This window comes from Viridibacillus sp. FSL H8-0110, from assembly GCF_038003565.1.
Taxonomy (GTDB): domain Bacteria; phylum Bacillota; class Bacilli; order Bacillales_A; family Planococcaceae; genus Viridibacillus; species Viridibacillus arenosi.
Genome location: NZ_JBBOPJ010000001.1, coordinates 1,300,750 through 1,319,795, shown reverse-complemented (window position 1 = coordinate 1,319,795; position 19,046 = coordinate 1,300,750). Strand labels below are relative to the sequence as shown.

Genomic DNA, 19,046 nt, shown 5'->3' with positions numbered 1-19,046 from the left:
GATTTCAGCCTTTTGACTGAAAATCTATTAATTTATCAAGCAATTTATATCACGATAACAAATATAACAATCATTATTATTTGGATAATTCCCTTCGTAATAATAGAAGTTAAGAACCCGACGAGTGAACCGATTCCAGTTCGAATCGCTTGTTTTACACTACTTCTATTAACTATTAACTCTGCTAGCACTGCTCCCAAAAAAGGTCCGAGCAGTATGCCAGCAATAGGAATGACAAATGGTCCGATTAATAAACCTATTGTACTTCCCCACATCCCTGCATTTGAACCACCAAATTTTTTCACGCCAAAAGCATTTGCTAATGTATCTGCTCCGAATAATAATGCAACAAATAAAATTTGAATTACCCAGAACCACCAAGGTAAATCTCCAAAGCTATAAAATGCTCCATATAGGATAAACCCTAGCAATATAAATAGTACTGACGGAATAATAGGATATACAAGCCCAACAAACGCAATAATAAAACTTAAAATTATTAGTATCCATGCGATTACATCCATAGAATCCCTCCTTAATGTTTTTGTAAAATAGCTTCTGCGATATTAACAGCGTGATCCCCTATACGTTCTAAGTTACTAACGATATCTGTAAAGACTATACCCGAATGTGCTGAACATTGGCCAAGATTTAATCGATGAATATGTTTTTTCCTAAAAGTTCGCTCCATTTGATCAATAAGCTCTTCCTTTTTTGTCACTTCAATTGCCATTCCATGGTCAGTTGTATCCAATGTCAGAATAGCCTTTTGAACTGTTTCAATTGTTAATGTAAACATTTCACTTAAATCGTTTATAGCAGGTTCACTCAACTGTACCCCATTCACGGCTTTGTAGTCTATTAACTCCACGATATTCTCAAAATGATCTCCAATTCTCTCAATATCGCGGACATTTTCTAGTAAAATATGGTGTCTAGTAGAATCTGTATCTGACAATGGTTGTACAGAAACTTTCACTAAATAATCAGTGATTTTCTGATCTAAGCTATTGATTGCTTCTTCATAATGTAAAACCTTTGTAGCATTCTTTTTATCATTTGTTTTCAAATATTCGAATGTCTCTTCTAACCCTCGAATACTATATTCACCCATACGTAAAACTTCTTCTTTCGCTTGTCCAATAGCAATAGCAGGTGATGTTTCAATAAAATGAGGATCTAAACTTCTTGGTTTATATTCAATAGGAGAATCCTCACCAGGTATAAGCTTCGTCACGACATATGCCCACAAACCAATTAACGGTAATTGAATCATTGTATTCACTACATTAAATGAGCCGTGTGCAAATGCAATCTGCATTTTTGGTTCTAATCCTGCGACGCCTGCTAACCATTCTATATAAAGCGTAAATTGAGGTAAAATTAATAGGAAAATAATCGTTCCAACGACATTGAATAATACATGCATCGCTGCTGCTCGACGTGCGGCTACTGATGCACCAATAGATGCTAATACAGCCGTTATTGTCGTTCCGATATTATCACCAAACAAAATCGGTAACGCCCCGTGAAGCGGCATCAATCCTTCTCCGTACAACCCTTGCAAAATACCAACTGTGGCACTAGAGCTCTGAATGATTAATGTTACCAATGCACCTAAAATGACCCCTAGTAAAGAATGTTCGCTAATACGTAAAGCCATATCGATAAATGATGGTAGCTCTTGTAAAGGTTTCATCCCCTTACTCATAAGTTCCAAGCCAACAAATAATCCTCCCAGACCAAAGACAATTTGTCCGATATTTTGAATACTATTTTTCTTAAAGAAAAATAATAGAAATGCGCCAATAGCTAAGACTGGATATGCAAATTGACCAATATCAAAGCCAATGATAAATGCAGTAAATGTCGTTCCTATGTTGGCACCCATAATAACGCCTATTGCTTGACGTAGCGTCATAAAGCCTGCGCTAACAAGTCCAACTGTAATGACAGTTGTACCAGAGCTTGATTGAATAAGTACAGTTACTAATATGCCGACTAGTACGCCCATCATTGGATTTGTTGTATAGCGATCTAATATATCACGAAGGCGATCTCCTGTTAATTTTTGTAAGCCGTCACCCATATATTTAATAGAAAATAAAAATAGTCCTAATCCCCCAAAGAACTGGAAGAGCATATCTTGCCAATTCAGACTCAACTGCTGTCAACTCCCTGCATTACTATTAAGCTCAGCTTTATTATGAAGAAAATGTAATCAAATTGTAAGTTATTCTATAAAAAATTTACAATCGTTTAATATAGCCACTTTCAATAAAGTGTAATTGTTCACAATGCCGACAATTACTAAGTGTTACTAACTCATGGTAATATAACATAGAAGGAGCATATCATATTATGAAAATTAAACATTATCAATTATTTCTAGACAGTATATTACATCCCAAAAAACTAGCTGCATACCGAATGCTACCTATTGGTAAATTGATTCAATACGTCTTTATATTAATCACTTTTATCACTGTAATTTCTTTTATCCAGTTCCTAACGGGTGTGGGTTCAATCGTTGACACATCGCAGCTTGAAGGTCTAAAAGAATACCTAGATGATATTAAATGGTTAATATATCCGTTTGCTTTCGTCTTCTTATTCACCATTACTACTTTTTTAACTTTTCTACGAATAAGTATTTATGGCTTTATAGGATTTATATTATTGAAAATGATGGGACATCGAGGTGAATATCGCCATATTTGGCGTACAACTGCACTCGCTACTACTCTTTCTACTATACTAACAAGTATACTATCTTTCACTTCTTTAAATGGCACATTTATGACCATCATCTCTATGGTGATTACCGTAGCCTATATCGCAAGTGCGATAACGAAATACCCAAAAATAAAAAAATAATAGAATTGATACGAATGAATCTCTCTCTTGTTCATATATTGAACGAAGGGGGAGATTTTTTTGAAGATATTCTTTTCTGCACTTGGTATTCTATTTATTGCTTTTATCCTGAAAATCGATCTTCTAGAGGGTACAATTCCACTAGCAGCTTTTTATAAAGAACCAGTTGTTGAAGAAACATGTGTTGATGTTCCAGATATTAAAACAATCACGGTTCGTACAATACCCGGTGATAACCTACAATCACTGTTTGCGCTTTATCCATCTGAAAGTTCGATGAGCTTCTCAGAACGCTTGGAACTTTTTTATGAACTAAATCCACATTTACTAAAACAATCCTTTAAGCCTGGTGAGTTGATTCAACTACCATTCAGCACAAAAAACGCTCATTCATGTACAAATTAAACAATTAATGTTTCTTCCTTGTCATTTTCTTTGGAACACTGCTAAAATAGTGTACAGTGAAGGCTTTATTTTTGAGCCTATGAAGGAGAGAGTTTTCATGAATGAAATCGTTCACCGTTCGAAAACGCGTAAAGTTCGCGTAGGTGACTTAACAATTGGCGGAAGCAATGAAGTAATTATACAAAGTATGACAACAACTAAAACACATGATGTAGAAGCAACTGTGGCAGAAATTCTTCGTTTAGAAGAAGCTGGATGTCAAATCGTTCGTGTCGCTTGCCCAGATGAACGAGCAGCTGATGCATTAGCTGAAATCAAGAAACGTATCCATATCCCATTAGTAGCGGATATTCACTTTGACTACAAATTAGCCTTAAAAGCAATCGACGCTGGTGTTGATAAAATTCGTATTAACCCGGGTAACATTGGACGTAAAGAAAAAGTAGAAGCTGTTGTAAATGCAGCTAAAGCAAAAGGCGTACCAATTCGTATCGGTGTAAACGCTGGTTCATTAGAGCGTAAAATCCTTGAAAAATATGGCTACCCTACTGCAGATGGTATGGTTGAAAGTGCCTTACACCATATTAAAATCTTAGAAGACTTAGATTTCCATGATATTATCGTTTCTATGAAAGCATCTGATGTAAACCTAGCAATTGAAGCATATGAAAAAGCATCCCGTGCATTTGACTATCCACTTCACTTAGGTATTACTGAATCAGGTACACTATTCTCTGGTACGATTAAATCAGCAGCTGGTTTAGGCGCAATATTAAGCATGGGTATCGGGAATACAATGCGTATTTCATTAAGCGCTGATCCTGTTGAAGAAATAAAAGTAGCACGTGAACTATTAAAAACATTCGGTTTAGCTTCTGACATTCCGACACTTATTTCATGCCCAACTTGTGGTCGTATTGAAATAGACTTAATTTCAATTGCTAACGAAGTAGAAGAATATCTTCAAACAATTAAAGCACCACTTAAAGTTTCTGTTCTAGGCTGCGCTGTAAATGGCCCTGGTGAAGCTCGTGAAGCCGATATCGGTATCGCTGGTGCTCGCGGAGAAGGTTTACTATTTATGAAAGGTAAAACTGTTCGTAAAGTACCTGAAGAAACGATGGTTGAAGAGCTGAAAATCGAAATCGATAAACTAGCTGAAGAATATTATAAAAAAAGAGATGCTGAAAAAGCTGAAAACGCAAAAGCATAGTATACAGGGGGCAATGAAATGAAGAAAAACTACCGTTTTGGTATCGATATTGACGGTACTGTTACGACTCCAGAATCACTTCTGCCTCATATCAACAAAGCCTTTAATGTCAATTTAGCCTTAACTGATATAACGCAATATGACTTAACGGCTGCGTTCCCTGTTGATAGTGTTGAGTTTTTCAAGTGGTTTAGAGAAAATGAGCCAGAAATTTATATGGCTTCACCTATTCAACAAGATGCACAAGCAATTTTATCTGCTTGGCAAAAAGATGTTGAGCTTTATTACATTACAGCCCGCGAGGACAATTCAACAGATGTCACTTACGAATGGTTTAAACAATTCAATGTACCATATGACAAAATTGATATCGTTGGACCTGTCAATAAAGCAATTAAAGCTCGTGAATACGATGTACATGCCTTTTTCGAGGACAAGCATGCAAATGCTGTTCAGCTTCACGAGGAATTAGACATCCCTGTGCTATTATTCGACGCTCCTTATAACCGCGAACCCATTCCAAATGGCGTGATTCGTGTAAGTAACTGGCAAGAAGCAAATCACTGGATCAAAAAAGAATTCGGTATTTAAAGACTAAAAGCTAGTACGTAAATTGCGTACTAGCTTTTTTGGTTCCTATTATTAAAAGTCAATAGCTAATAATTCTTTCACTTCTTTATAGAGTGCAGTGTTTTTCTTTGCAGACATATAAGTCATTTCTTTTTTAACAGGATCTTGGAAAAACACAGTTCCATCCTTTAATACATATAATTTATACGTTTTCCCACTCAAATCTGTTGATTTAGAAAGTGCAATAATATAGTTCCCCTGATTATGAAGTTCTTTTACATTTTCAGTATCCTCTTCTAATTTCGGCACAATTACTTCCATTAGATTTACTTTTTCTATAAATGATTGAATTATTTTCTTGTCCGTAATTATTTTTCTAGTGGAATCTGTACCAACTCCCTCATTATTTACACCTTGAACATATAGTGATTGATAATCTTCGGTATCTGGAATCTTTATTTTCTTATTCTCATTTGCCTTATCTTCTTTGCCACAAGCACTTACAACTACTAAAGTTATCAATAACAACAATACTATCTTCCATGTCTTCAAGTAGTTCCCCTCCTCTAGTTGCAACCATACTCCTACGATTCTATTTCCATTATTATACTACGGATTAGAAGTGCTGTCTTAAAGTCACAAAAGTTGTAACAAGATTGGCAAACGTTTCTCTATTAATGTTAAATGAGAAATGGTTTAATATATCAAAATCACTTACTACCTATAATTGTAATTTTTAGGAACTTTTTACCTTAGTAACCGTTCTAAATTCTACATAATAAGGAAAATAGGAGGGCGAAATGAAAAATCAAATGGATTGGCAATTAAATATATATTTATTAATACTAGCGTTTATTAGTTGCTTATTTATCTATTCAAGTAATACTAATTTCGGCCAATATAGTGGTTCGTTTATAGTGAAGCAAATTATTTTCTTTTGTATTGGCTTTGCAATCATGTACATAATTGCTAGTTTAGATTTCGAACAATTAAGGAAAATTTCTTGGTATTTTTATGCTCTGATTGTACTATTATTAATTGTGTTAATTTTTGCACCTGACAGTATAGCTGCACCTATTAATAAAGCAAAATCATGGTATCAAATAAAATTTATCGGTACTTTTCAACCTTCTGAGTTTTTAAAATTTGCATTTTTACTCGTCGTCGCTCAAATCATTGAAAAACATAACACAAAGGCATTTAAACAAACATACATAACTGACCTATGGCTGTTGGTCAAAATCTGCATTGTCGTCATACCACCCATGCTAATCGTTTATAAACAACCCGATACAGGCATGATTATGCTTTATATGGCTATGCTAATTCCAATGATTTATTTTTCGGGTATAAAAAAACAACTGTTAGTAGTCATTACACTGATTCCTACTATCATTATTAGTGCTCTAGTGATTATTTACTTTAAATTTAATAGCTTCTATACAGAACAAATCTTAGGTAACTTGTCACCTCACCAAGTTTCTCGGATTAACGGCTGGCTTCATCCATTTGAATATAGTGACTCTGCCTTTCAAACAAAACAGGGATTATTAGCGATCGGCTCTGGATTATTTGGCGGAAAAGGATACTTAGAGAATAACGTCTACGTACCTGAAAAACATACAGATTTTATATTCTCTACAATTGCTGAAGAAATGGGGTTTATCGGAGGATCCATTGTAATTGTATTGTTCTTTTTATTAATTTATCGCATGGTTTTTCATGCTTTACATGCTAAAAAGCAATATACCTTTCTACTAGCTTCCGGTATTATCGGCTTAATCACGTTTCAAGTATTTCAAAATATCGGCATGACGATTGGTTTGTTACCTGTGACAGGTGTAACACTACCTTTCCTTAGTTATGGTGGTAGTTCATTATTATCGAATATGATGCTTATTGGTCTAATTCATGTTATAAAAAAATCTTATAGCGGCTATTTGTTCCAAAATACAAATGAAGTGGAAGTGCAATTTGATGCAAAATACTCCAGATAAAAGGATACTTGTACTATTTAGTTTAGTAAGTTTCTTATTAATACTATTAATTAGTCGATTAGCATATATAATAATTTTCTAACATATAAAACAGCTATATTGAAAATTTTGACGAATATTGCACTGAATATTTCCCGGAAAATAAAAAAGCATTTCCTTTGAGATATTAGTCTCTTCGGAAATGCTTTTTATTATTTTTTTACGTTTAGCCATTAGATAGAACGCGCTTAGCATCTTCGCGAATAGCTTCTAGACGTTTTTTATCTTCTACACGCTGAACTGCTTGTTCTTGTTTAACTGCTTTGTATTCGTCAATACCTGTAACAATAGTATCCCACATGTTCTCAATCGTTTCCATTTTGATACTTGAGCTACCAGAACGACGAGCGATGTCTACACTTTGTTGCATAATGTCACTTGTTACATCTTGTAGCATTTGGTTTGCGCGATCTTCAAATGCATTTAAAGAGTCTGCATGTAACTTTTGACGACGTGCATTGACTGCATTTATAATACCCATTTTGAAAACTGGGATTGTTGTTACAAAAGCACTGTTAATCTTAGCAATTAGATCATTATTTCCGCGTTGCATTGTTTTGATTTGAGGTGCTGCGATAACCGCTACCATACGTGCTTTTTCAAGGTCATCTACTTTGCGTTCTAATAATTCCTGTACTGTTCTTAAGTTTTCAAGCTCAATACGCGCCATTTGGTTTCCACCACTTACACGTGCTTCACATTCAGGAATTAACGCCGTTTTTACTTCATCTAGCTTCATTTCAGCTGCCACAATATACTTCTCTAACTCGAAGTAATATTCTATATCTTCTTGATATAGTCCTTCCAAATCACGGTTATTACTTTTCAATTCCTCTTCAATAATCATAAACTGCGCATGGATTTTTTCAATTTCTTTACCAAGCGTATTGTACTTACTGAAAAGAGCTTCTACTTTTTGCTTAGCACGTTTGAAAATTTTATCTAACATGCCTGGCTCTTTTGTTAACTCATTTTTGTCGAATTTATTCATTAGCTTTTCTAACTGATTCAACAATTCACTCGATTGATCTAGTTTAGATACGGTCATTGTATCTAGAATTCGGTCAGAGAAACGTGACAGTTTGATTGCCGGTTCTTTACCTAATGATAATAAATCGATTTGATTTCTAATGTCTATCATCTTCACGATTTTTTGGACTTCAGGTTCTTGACGTAATTGCAATTTCATTTCATTTGCTGTTTGTTCGTTTAATCCATCTTTTTCAATGGCAACTAAATCAGACATTTTTTCTCTCCCTACTCATAAGCTATAAAAACTTATGGATGAATTTTTTTATTATTGAATTTGGTTTAGATTTTGGCTCTTGATATGGTTGGTCAAAAACCATATGTTCAAGTAAGTGAATGTCAAATACATCTTTTTCCATATACATTTCCATATCTAATTTACCAGTCGGATTATATAGTATGATATCTACACCAAATCGATTTAAAAAGACTAGTAATGCTGCATCTTCTCGAGATAGTTCCCCGTCCATTTGAGAGAGGTATAATACGAGTCGAGGAATTTCCTGTGAATAATCAAAGTTCTGGAGTAATCGTAACAGTTCAATCGGAATCATTGTAGCTGTTTTAAACATAAAGAGCTGTAAATCTATCTCTTTCTCATGCGCAAGAGGTAGAAGCGAAGGATTTTCACAGCAATCTTTGATAGTATGTGCAATTGCCACCTGAATGGATTCCTGCAATTGACCATATTGCCACCAATCACTCGCCATCATTTTCGCAGGCGACAATTCATTATTCTCCAAACAATGATTGTAATGGAATTGAAAATTAGCTTTACTGCTCTTCATATATGGGAATGCTTTAACAAATTGGCTATTCGGACCTTGTATAAGCTTGTGCATATTCTCCCAATATTCTTCACGATCCACTGAAATACCAGCAATTTTCGCAAAAATAACCGGAATATATATTTGCTCTCCTACAACTTTGAACTCTGGTCGCACCATCGCTTTTTCATTGCCATAAATAAAAATATCATCATATGTCGTACGCAATGTAATAGAACGTGGTAAATGTTCTTTGAACTGCCATGGTTTAAATACACCAGATTGTTGGTCATGCATTAACTTATCAAAATGTTTACTTGAGCGATAACCAACAGTTGCTTGTCGTTCACGTAATTTCTCTGGAAAAGGTTGCAATGTTGTTGTCGTCGCATAACGATAGACAACAGACAGCTTCTCATCAGGATCTAACGCAGAAAACTCATCTGTCCCAGTAGGAGAAAAAACTAAAACATCGCAACCCAGCTCCATTAATAATAATAAAAAGTAGCGCTGGCTAATAGTCGACTCCCCGTACCAAACCACTTTAGGAAATTCATCACCGATATCTAATGACTGTGACCATTTTGCCCAGTGGTTTTTAAGCCATTTAATCATATCGATTAAGAACCGTCTAAATTCATTTGATAGTAAACCCGCTGCTTGCTGTTCTTTGAATAATTCAATGATGTTAATCATGGTTAACTGTAAATGCTTATTGATGAATGCATTTGGATGTTGTGGGATTAATTGATGCCCATACATCAAGGCAACTAATCGATTAATAGACAATCCTTTAGGCGTTTCCTGATGTGTTTTTAAGATTGATTGCACAGCTTGAAAGTCCTTTGGATCAATATATTTATCTAATTTCTCGCTTAATACATGGACTGAGTCATTTTTCGCCATATCAAATAGAGCATTAAAATAATCATCTTCCTCTACAGGAACACCCAATACACGTACAGCAATTCGACTAAAACGAAACCTAGTATCATCCAATTCATAAAGTGCTCTATCTTTGCAAGGCGCCAAAAAATGCGCTTGCCAATCTGTTGTATCCTTATGTAATATAGGCTCAATTTGCATATTACGCATACAAACTCCTCCTTCCTTAAAGAGTGTGTTTGAACTTATAGCATTTCATTTTCTCTTATAGTGTAACACGATTTACATGCTCTAGAACATCATGTAATAGCTCTTTCGTGAATGCTGTTCCATTTTCGTTTGAATAGTGAGTTTGAGTTAGTTTTTTGGGCTCTTTATCCTTCATATCACCGTGAAGTGGTGTGTAAGATCTGTCTGCCATTGCTAGCATATTATAGTCCAATATAGAGTCGCCCGCTGCAAAATGAAAGTCAAAGCTATATTTATTCTTGATATACGTCACAGCTGCTTCTTTCGTTAGGACATTAGGTATCATATAGAGTTTTTTCTTTTGTAACAGTACATGCCATCCAAGTTCATGTAATTCCTCTTTTAGTTGTTGCAAAGCAACCGGTTGGACATTTTCTAGATGAACATGATTAACATAAAATAAATCATCAATATATAAAGATCGCTCCATCCAATTGGCATACTTTATATCATTCATAATTTGTAGCATTTGTTCATCTGGAACCGAAGAATCTTCAATGGATTTCCTTAACTGCTTTGCCCATACGAGATCAGGTTTACCGTTCTCTAATATAGTCCCCCCATTACTTGTAACCGCAACAAGCGGATGTAATTCTTGTATGAAATGAATCCGTTCATATTGGTGCCTTGCACGAGTAGTAACTGGAACAAATAATGTCTTTTCTCTTACTTCTTTTAGTAACTCCATCGTCTCGTCACACATCCAACTAGTCTCTACATCAGCTTTACGTTCTACTGCCGTTTTCGATTTGTTAGTAGGATAAAGTGACATCATATGATTTGAGTAAATGAGTGTACGGTCTAAGTCAGATGTAAATAGTATCTTCATATTAACTCCTCTATACCCTTTTAATGAGTCCACAACATGAATAGGACATATTAGGGTATTCTTCAATTGGAATGTTTTTGTCTTTTGCTAATAATAATACATGTTCTAAATCATCAATACATGTGGGGTTAATCAGAATTTTCCATGGTACACGACGTAGTAATACTCTAGTTGTTTCTCCAATTCCAGGCTTTATGAGATTGACATCAGGTATTTCCATTTCTTTTTGAATAGCTTCAACAGCTTTCATCCCAAGCCATGTAGGCGTTGTATCTTCCAACAGACGCTCTACCAGAATGCTTCGTACTTCATCAGCTATATGCTGAAAATATACCGATATTTCATCAACATATAAATTGGAAACATCATCGTCTTGCAACTCTTGGTAAAATTTAGCCCCATGAAAATCCTCTTTTTCCAAAAGATTGTCATTTGAAATAGTACGACTAACCAATCCTGAAACTGTAGAGTTTAAACAAGCAGATGGAATCAAAAAGTCCTCTCTTGTCCCGTATAATGAAGAACAATGACCTGGATCTGCCAGAACCGCTAAGTCACTTTCAATTAGAGTGCCATGCTTTTCGTTATAAATCATACATGATTGGTCTAACTCTTTTGTGATCGCCCCTTTTCCTGTCCAACCATCGATAAACTGAATATTAGCATCAGGATGCTTTTCTAAAATATAGCTGATGGCTGTCTCATCGAAACCTTTACCACGTATGATTGAAATCGAATAATGCGGGATATTCTCATGATAATGTTCTTGCAAATAACGCTTAATCAATACACCAATAGGAGTACCCGCTCTTGCTAAACTAACAAGGACTAAATTCTCAAGGCCTTTTTGCATATTTATTTGCTCTGCTACAACACCTACTGCAATAGCAATACGCTTTGCATATGCTGCTAACGTTTGATGAAATAATTTTAAGTACTCTTTAGAAGGCTGATATTCAATAGGCAACATTTCTGAATAGTGTGTCCCTGATTGAATTAATCGTTCACGCTCCTCATTACTCATTTCCAGTGATTGCTTACTTAAATCGCGTAATAAAAAGACACAGTCATCCGGTTGATAGCTACCTATTGGATCTGGTATATATTTTACGTTACTCATTCAGTATCCTCCCCATAGTTCAACACGAGGATATATATTTGGTCAATATTCACGGTTTCCAGTTGCTCTATTAGCTCTGATAAAGCAGCTTTATTTACTATTCTTTCTACTACAAGGAAAAGTTCAGTGTATGGATAGGTATCTAAATTATATAAGAAGTTTACAACCCCATTATTTTCTGGGCTATCAAATGCCCATTTTTGCGAAATTGTATAACCTTCATCTAAAGAAGGGTAAATTGGGCTACGTGTCGATGATTGGAAATAAACATCTGCCCCCATAAATGATGCTATTCGCATTGGGATATACATAAATTCTCCGGTTCCTACTACAAGAGCTGGACCTGTTGTACGTAATGTAGTGAGTTGTTTTGCCATTTGTAGTAATTGGCTATCAAGCTCATGGTGCATTTCAGCAGTTAAGCTAAAACGACCTGTACCTTGTAAATAAGACGCATTATTCACTTTTTGTCGCTCGTCCGTTGATGTATATGGGAGGATATTATTCGATTTAGTATCTAGTACTTGAATACGAGCTTTATTTTGTGTTGCATTTTCTAGCTTTTTATCCACTTGTTCTGGTGCTCCGTGTAACGTAAAGTGACCTTGCACAATGGATATAAACTGAATAGAAATGCCCCACTCATGCTCTAACTGATTAAAAATGTCCTGTTTTTCTTGTGGACGCCAATCTAAAATAGACATAATCGTGTAATGCTTAATATGTGGAAAGCGCTCATTTAATGTCTTAATAATATTAATCACTGTATTACCTGTCGTAATTTCATCATCCACTAAAACAATACGTTGTGCTTGCTCAAAAACCGCTTCGTTTGTGGAATAAACTCGGTGACTTGTTGCATGCGAGTGTTCCTCCTCAAAACAGATAATCGGCTCAAGTTCATTAATCAATTCTCTTGTCGTGTGAATATAAGTAGCATTTGAATTAAAGTTACGGAAAACGGCATGTCCTAAAGCCGTAGCAGTTTCAGCAAAACCGATGAAAAGTGTCTGATGTTGTAAGTTTACCGGCAGTTTTGTCACTTGCTCAAGCGTTTCTTGTACATCTACTTCACCTCGTAATGCACGAACTACTAGATTTTCTAACTCATGCATTTCACCATAAGTCTCTTTCATGTATCGCATACTTAGTAATGTACCTACTAATAACGGCATTTGAGGTTCAACTGCCAAATGCTTTCCGAGTACTTTACTGACAAAAAGAAAGCCTCTCTTTTTATTAATGCGTGTCGCCATTTGAAATAAATCCTCTACTTTAAATTGATAGGGATTATGATCTAATGTTACGGTAATTTCATAGTCACCTAAAATAGGTAATCGTTGCTCATATTGATCCTTTATCAATTCATTCACCATCCATACTTATTAGAAATGTTGCAAAATCAGCTGATTCATTTAAAACACCAAAGAATTTAGCTCTCATAAAAATTTCTTCTGCCCAAAAACTATGTGGTTTCATCTCATTCATCTTATTAGCATATTGACTCTTCAGTACTCCTTTAGAACCATCATTATGCTTCTTGATACTAAGTGCATCCAAATATTCTTCATGTGTCACAGCATAAAGAGCATGGACATATCGAATATGTGATGGGTGGATAATCGTCTTACCTACTATGCCATTTTGTTTATCTAACAATACCTCTTTTACTAAACCATCTATATATTTATCTAAAATTGCCTGACGCTCACTTACAGCATCGTTTTTGATAAAAGGCGTTTGCCTTAACGATGGTTTTAGGACACGCTCATGACTAAAGTATTCCCATACAGGCCCAGAAATTACATAAGGATCTGGTTGTCTCTTAAACACATTGACGATGTCAGCCATACAATCACGGATTATTGAAACATCATAAATCGTCGAATCTGCACTTCGACGAATACCATAAATACCACAGAAATCTGTTGCACCAATGCGTACATTTAAAACGAGCTCACGATACTGATCTAATAACTGTTTAATCGCTAGCAATTTTTCTACTCTTTGTTCCTTATAAATAATATCTGGTGTTTCTAATATCGGCATACCGTAAATTTTTAGATTATGTTGCTGCTTTGCTTCAGCTAATAAAGCAAAAAATTCTTGTCCTACTTCGACAGTAAACTTAGGGAAAACATAACCTGTTAATACCACTTGTTTATGACCCATTGCTTGCATTAAGCGGCGCAATTGCTTAGGATCTCTTACTCTTATAAAAACAAGAGGGATATTCTCTATTGTAGAAGTATCATGTAAATACTTTTCATAAAGTCTATCCAAAGCCAACACAACTAATTTTTCAGCATCTTCAACATCATGGTCACCAACAGCATCTTCTAAATCTATTACTAGAGAAGTTAAATCATTGTATTTACGATTTTGAATTACTTCATCTAGTTTCGGTAAAGTCCCGGGCATATATAAAGTTGCACCTAATGAATAGGCTAACTCTTGTGGATTGTCCCATTTCGTAAAATGTTCTGGTGCTCTATAGAAAATTGTATCTAACATATTTTCAAAATGTCTCATATTGTTCTCTCCAACGATTTAAAATGGCCTTACAAATTAATAGAAAAAGGCATTCTATGAGTCTAAAATTAGTCGACTAATAGAACGCCTTCATGCTTAGTGTTACATATTTTCAAGCTTTTTCTTATTTCTGAAATGTACAATGAATGTGCCTAAGAAAGCAACAATTAAGATAAGGAAGAAAGTTGTATTCTCCATGTGGAAACCAAATACTCCTGCAAACATTTTAATCGCAATAATAGCGATTAATACAAAGGCTGTCGTCTCCATCTCTGGAACTTTTTCAATTAATGTAAGGAATACACCAGCAATCGTTCTCATCATTATAATTCCAAGAATACCGCCTAGTAATAGGACCCATACTTGGTCAGAAATCGCAAAAGCAGCTAAAATTGAGTCGATAGAGAATGCAATATCCATTAACTCTACTGAAATGACTGTTGCCCAGAATAACCCAAACACACGTACAGTCCAGCTTTCCTTTTTAAACTCTTTTGCCTCGTCATCTTCTCCACCTTTATTTTTGAAGTGAGAATAGACGATCCACCCTAAATACAAGGCACCTAGAACTTTAACAAGTGAGAATTTAACAAGGTAAACACCAATTCCTATAAATAAAAATCGGAAAATATAAGCACCAAACATTCCATAAAGAAGTGCTTTTTTTCTTTGTTCTGGAGGCAAATGCTTTACTAGTACAGCTAATACAAGTGCATTATCTGCGGACAATAAACCCTCCATCACAACTAGAGAGCCGATTAAACCCCATGCTTCAGGGCTTTTTAATACTTCCCCCCACATTTCCCAGTTGAAGAATTGAGCGTATGTACCCAATATTTCGTTGATTATTTCCAAGTGACTTCCTCCGTTAAAAACATATTAAATTGTATGTCGATTAGCAGAACTTATTGTAGTCCATATGCGTTTACTAAAGCTCCTAAGCCACCTTGGTATCCTGAACCTACTGCTGCAAACTTCCAATCATTATTATGACGGTATAATTCACAGAATACTACTGCTGTTTCAATACTGAAGTCTTCACCTAAATCATATCGCAGTACTTCACTTTGCGAATCTTCATTTAATAAACGAACATAAGCATTTAATACTTGTCCAAAGTTTTGGCGACGAGTGTCTGCTTCATGAATTGTAACAGTTACTACGATTTTATCGATTTGAGGTGAGATTTTGCTTAAGTCTACTAGTATTTTCTCATCGTCACCATCACCTGCACCTGTACGATTATCTCCTGTATGTGTAACGGATTGATCTGCACTAACTAGGTTATTATAAAAGATAAAATCTTGTTCGTTACGGCATTTGCCAGATGCATCTAATAAAAACACAGATGCATCTAGGTCAAAATCTTGTCCGCCATCAAACTGTTTTACATCCCAGCCTAATCCGATTCCAATGTTTTTTAAACTAGGATCATTTTTTGTTAAATCAATTCGTTGTCCTTTACTTAGTTGAATAACCACACTAGACACCCTTTCTAAGTTTAATTAAAAGAAGATTAGTTCACATCTAAACCGTAATCATTGCAAAGTGCTGATAATCCGCCTTGGTATCCTGCACCAATCGCATTGAATTTCCACTCTGCGCCGTGACGATAAATTTCACCAACAACAACCGCTGTTTCTATACTGAAATCTTCGCCTAAATCATAACGTACGATTTCTTCTTTTGTATCAGCATTCACTACACGAATAAATGCATTTGATACCATACCAAAATTTTGACGACGCGCTTCAGCATCGTGAATTGTAACTGTAAACGCAACTCTTTCGATAGATGCTGGAATTTGATTTAATGCTACTTTCGACGTTTCATCATCGCCATCTCCAGCACCTGTTAAGTTATCGCCAGAATGCTCAACAGCACCGCCAGCACCTTTTGTATTATTATAGAAGACAAAATCTTCTGGAGCAGTCACTTTGCCATTAGCACCTAATAAAAACACTGAAGAGTCTAAGTCAAAGTCTCCACCACCATCATACTTGTTTGTATCCCATCCTAATCCAACGATTAGATTAGTTAAACCAGGGTTTGTTTTTGTTAAATCTACTTTTTGTCCTTTTTGTAATGAAATTGAAGCCATTTGAAATTCCTCCTAAGTTTTAATGTTTTATATTACTGAAATCTAGTACAAACTTCGCCTAATTTAGCATCAGTTGTACCATCACCAATAGCACCAAATTTCCACTCACCATTATGGCGATAAATTTCACCAGTTACTAACGTTGTTAAATCAGCATAGTTATCAGATAAATTATAACGAATCAATTCATTCCCAGTATTAGGTTCAAATACACGAATATATGCATTTTGTATCATACCGAAATGTTGCTTACGTTTTACACAATCGTAAATATTAACAACAAATACAAGTTTATCGTAATCTGCTGGCACAGATTTCAAATCGATTGTAATAACTTCATCATCACCGTCTCCATCACCTGTTAAATTATCTCCAGAGTGTTGAACAGATCCACATTTACTTTTTAACTTGCCGAAATAAACGACATCTTGACCATCTTTTAAATGACCATCTTTTAGCATTAATACTGAGGCGTCACAGTCAACATTACTACCGTTACCCCCGCCACCACCAAATAGTCCACCTAATAGACCGCCGCTTTTCCCTTGGCTAACTGGGTCCCAACCTAAACCAACCATTACGCGATTTAAATCCGCTTTACCCTTTGTTAAATCGACTCTTTGACCTTTTTGTAAATTAATGCCCATAGTCATTCACTCCTTATTTTTAAAAATCCTCACATATTTCAGCCTTAATTTGAAAAGAAAATCATCATAGAATATAAACCCCTTATTATTTGTTATTATATAACAAATATTAAGAATATTAGTAATATTTTCTTTGAATCAAATTAAATTGTATCCCCAGTAATAGATTTATTATTGGGCTATTGCTTCTGCCACAAATTCACCTTGTTATGTAAAGAATTACGCCTTATAGCAATTAGCTTATACGCTTAATACTATATACGATTATAACTTTAAATGGTTTCATTTTTTTTTTCAAATCATAGACAAATAAATAAGGAGATTTCTTAACCTGCTGTCGATTAAGAAATCTCCCTTTTTTTATTATTTCTCTTACTATTTCGTATTATTCGCGGAATTTCCCAGGAAATAGTTGAAAGAAAAAATGTTCAATATAAGAAAATAGATTGTCGTAATCCTTTTTTTGCTCTCCTTTTACAATTCCCTCTAAATTAAGTGTTTGCTCTTTCCCATCACCATTAAAATAGAGTATTCGATCAAGTACTTTTAAATCACTCGACTCTTGCTCATTTATCTTCATCTGGTTTGAACCATCCATATGAATTCTATTTAAATAACCATTTTTATCTTTGTTACTAAAATACAACCAATCTCCAGCTTTTACTAAGTACTTTGCGTTTGTATTTGTTACTTTCTTTTCAGTTCCTAACTTTGTATCTCTTTTATGAATACCCCTACTACCATCTGCTTTTGTATAGAAAACCTCGTCTCCAGACTTCACAAAATCTTCGGTATCTCTTATAAAGTTATATGTTGTATCAGAAGCCTTTTGATAATCTTTTGTCACCCATCTATGATCTTCTGCTAGTGCTGAATCAGATAACAAGAAATATTTGCTACTTACTTTACCTGCACGATCTGGTGTTGGGTCATTAAAAGTAGAATCGACATGATACCACTTGCCATCTACTTTCACTAGATTCCATGAATGCGCAACTTGATCAACATATCCTACAACATATCTCACATCAATCCCTGCTGCTTGATATAATTTATAAGCCGCTAATGTATAGCCTTGGCAAACTGCTATACCTTCTTTAAAAACTGCATAGGCTGAGTGGGCGCTTGATTTTGTATCCGACCCGTACTTTGTATTTAATACGATATAATTATTAATCGCTTTTACTTTGTCAAAATCACTCATCTTTTCAGATATCTCTTCATTTATGAAACGTTTTACTTGTGCATCTACATATTGCTCTTGACTCTTCGACGTATGATAAGAAAACGTATAATTTATAATAGCTGAACTTGAATTATATTGATAATGAATATTACTCTCTTTAAAACTACCTGCGAGATAATCATCATCTGCTAAGAGTTGCTCCACGACTCTATTTATTTGTTCCATTTTTGGCGTAATATTGCCCTTATAAGAGATGATTAACTTCCCTTCATAATTATGCATAGCTCTAGATACGGCCGTTTTAAGACCTTTAACAGAGGAAACAGTGACAGCATCTTTCGCAGCTGATACTTCCAAGACCCTATCACTACTACTTGTTAAGGCCAATATCAATATTAAACTGAAAATCGATAGGTACCAATTTACCTTTCTCAAGTCATCATCACATCCTCTACTTTATAAGTCTACAGTCAATGTACATTATCTTCAATTCTTATATCGGATAAATAAAAAGAAGGACATTACAGAAAGTCCCCATTCCCTATTATATTTTATCCATGTCGAAGTATTCCGGAAAAAGAATCAAAACAGGCTATTTTA

19 protein-coding genes are annotated in these 19,046 nt (G+C 35.0%); 5 read left to right on the top strand and 14 right to left on the bottom strand.

Annotated features, from left to right (window positions below):
- Positions 1-44: 44 nt before the first annotated feature.
- The gene (locus MHH98_RS06505) at positions 45-524 is read right to left on the bottom strand and encodes a DUF456 domain-containing protein (protein ID WP_038186850.1); all 480 of its coding nucleotides are present in this window, start codon (positions 522-524) and stop codon (positions 45-47) included.
- A gap of 11 nt (positions 525-535) precedes the next feature.
- Complete coding sequence (locus MHH98_RS06500) at positions 536-2,143, bottom strand: Na/Pi cotransporter family protein (protein ID WP_340713521.1); 1,608 nt, start codon at positions 2,141-2,143, stop codon at positions 536-538.
- 218 nt (positions 2,144-2,361) lie between these two features.
- Here MHH98_RS06500 and MHH98_RS06495 point away from each other — a divergent pair, with 218 nt between their 5' ends.
- The 4 genes from MHH98_RS06495 (at position 2,362) to MHH98_RS06480 (ending at position 5,086) form a co-directional block, all read left to right on the top strand.
- A complete protein-coding gene (locus MHH98_RS06495) occupies positions 2,362-2,877 on the top strand; it encodes a DUF1189 family protein (RefSeq protein ID WP_340712300.1) in 516 nt (171 codons plus the stop codon).
- Positions 2,878-2,937: 60 nt separating this feature from the next.
- The gene (locus tag MHH98_RS06490) at positions 2,938-3,282 is read left to right on the top strand and encodes a hypothetical protein (protein ID WP_038186858.1); all 345 of its coding nucleotides are present in this window, start codon (positions 2,938-2,940) and stop codon (positions 3,280-3,282) included.
- Positions 3,283-3,379: 97 nt separating this feature from the next.
- On the top strand, positions 3,380-4,495 hold the full coding sequence (gene ispG / locus MHH98_RS06485) for a flavodoxin-dependent (E)-4-hydroxy-3-methylbut-2-enyl-diphosphate synthase (RefSeq protein WP_038186861.1): 1,116 nt from the start codon (positions 3,380-3,382) through the stop codon (positions 4,493-4,495).
- Between the two features lie 18 nt (positions 4,496-4,513).
- A complete protein-coding gene (locus tag MHH98_RS06480) occupies positions 4,514-5,086 on the top strand; it encodes a 5' nucleotidase, NT5C type (RefSeq protein WP_038186864.1) in 573 nt (190 codons plus the stop codon).
- Positions 5,087-5,137: 51 nt separating this feature from the next.
- On the opposite strand, the gene MHH98_RS06475 is transcribed toward MHH98_RS06480, so the two are convergent.
- Positions 5,138-5,617, bottom strand: a complete 480-nt coding sequence (locus MHH98_RS06475) for a hypothetical protein (protein ID WP_038186867.1) — start codon at positions 5,615-5,617, stop codon at positions 5,138-5,140.
- 248 nt (positions 5,618-5,865) lie between these two features.
- Between MHH98_RS06475 and MHH98_RS06470 the strand changes: the two genes are divergently transcribed.
- Positions 5,866-7,062 carry an FtsW/RodA/SpoVE family cell cycle protein gene (locus tag MHH98_RS06470; protein ID WP_340712298.1) on the top strand — a complete coding sequence of 399 codons (1,197 nt, stop codon included), beginning with the start codon at positions 5,866-5,868 and terminating at the stop codon, positions 7,060-7,062.
- A gap of 205 nt (positions 7,063-7,267) precedes the next feature.
- On the opposite strand, the gene MHH98_RS06465 is transcribed toward MHH98_RS06470, so the two are convergent.
- The 11 genes from MHH98_RS06465 to MHH98_RS06415 all read right to left on the bottom strand — a co-directional run bounded on the left by MHH98_RS06465 (position 7,268) and on the right by MHH98_RS06415 (position 18,881).
- Positions 7,268-8,347 (bottom strand): toxic anion resistance protein, encoded by a 1,080-nt coding sequence (locus MHH98_RS06465; RefSeq protein WP_038186874.1) that lies wholly within the window; start codon positions 8,345-8,347, stop codon positions 7,268-7,270.
- A gap of 22 nt (positions 8,348-8,369) precedes the next feature.
- Positions 8,370-9,992, bottom strand: a complete 1,623-nt coding sequence (locus MHH98_RS06460; protein WP_340710814.1) for a YceG family protein — start codon at positions 9,990-9,992, stop codon at positions 8,370-8,372.
- Positions 9,993-10,047: 55 nt separating this feature from the next.
- On the bottom strand, positions 10,048-10,860 hold the full coding sequence (locus tag MHH98_RS06455) for an HAD family hydrolase (protein ID WP_076064887.1): 813 nt from the start codon (positions 10,858-10,860) through the stop codon (positions 10,048-10,050).
- A 10-nt stretch (positions 10,861-10,870) separates the two neighbouring features.
- Positions 10,871-11,980, bottom strand: a complete 1,110-nt coding sequence (locus MHH98_RS06450; protein ID WP_076035187.1) for a cysteine protease StiP family protein — start codon at positions 11,978-11,980, stop codon at positions 10,871-10,873.
- Entirely contained in the window at positions 11,977-13,344 is a 1,368-nt protein-coding gene (locus MHH98_RS06445) for a phosphoribosyltransferase family protein (RefSeq protein WP_246832402.1), read from the bottom strand. The genes MHH98_RS06450 and MHH98_RS06445 overlap by 4 nt, the downstream gene beginning before the upstream one ends.
- Before the next feature lies 1 nt (position 13,345).
- Positions 13,346-14,512, bottom strand: coding sequence for an HpcH/HpaI aldolase/citrate lyase family protein (locus MHH98_RS06440; RefSeq protein ID WP_076064889.1), 1,167 nt, complete (start codon positions 14,510-14,512; stop codon positions 13,346-13,348).
- Positions 14,513-14,614: 102 nt separating this feature from the next.
- Positions 14,615-15,367, bottom strand: a complete 753-nt coding sequence (locus MHH98_RS06435) for a TerC family protein (RefSeq protein ID WP_038186886.1) — start codon at positions 15,365-15,367, stop codon at positions 14,615-14,617.
- A 50-nt stretch (positions 15,368-15,417) separates the two neighbouring features.
- Positions 15,418-15,993, bottom strand: a complete 576-nt coding sequence (locus MHH98_RS06430) for a TerD family protein (protein ID WP_038186902.1) — start codon at positions 15,991-15,993, stop codon at positions 15,418-15,420.
- Positions 15,994-16,028: 35 nt separating this feature from the next.
- Positions 16,029-16,613: a TerD family protein gene (locus tag MHH98_RS06425; RefSeq protein WP_038186915.1), complete on the bottom strand. Its 585-nt coding sequence runs from the start codon at positions 16,611-16,613 to the stop codon at positions 16,029-16,031.
- Between the two features lie 32 nt (positions 16,614-16,645).
- The gene (locus MHH98_RS06420; protein ID WP_038186918.1) at positions 16,646-17,260 is read right to left on the bottom strand and encodes a TerD family protein; all 615 of its coding nucleotides are present in this window, start codon (positions 17,258-17,260) and stop codon (positions 16,646-16,648) included.
- A gap of 385 nt (positions 17,261-17,645) precedes the next feature.
- Positions 17,646-18,881: a transglutaminase domain-containing protein gene (locus MHH98_RS06415; protein ID WP_143691223.1), complete on the bottom strand. Its 1,236-nt coding sequence runs from the start codon at positions 18,879-18,881 to the stop codon at positions 17,646-17,648.
- Positions 18,882-19,046: the final 165 nt, after the last annotated feature.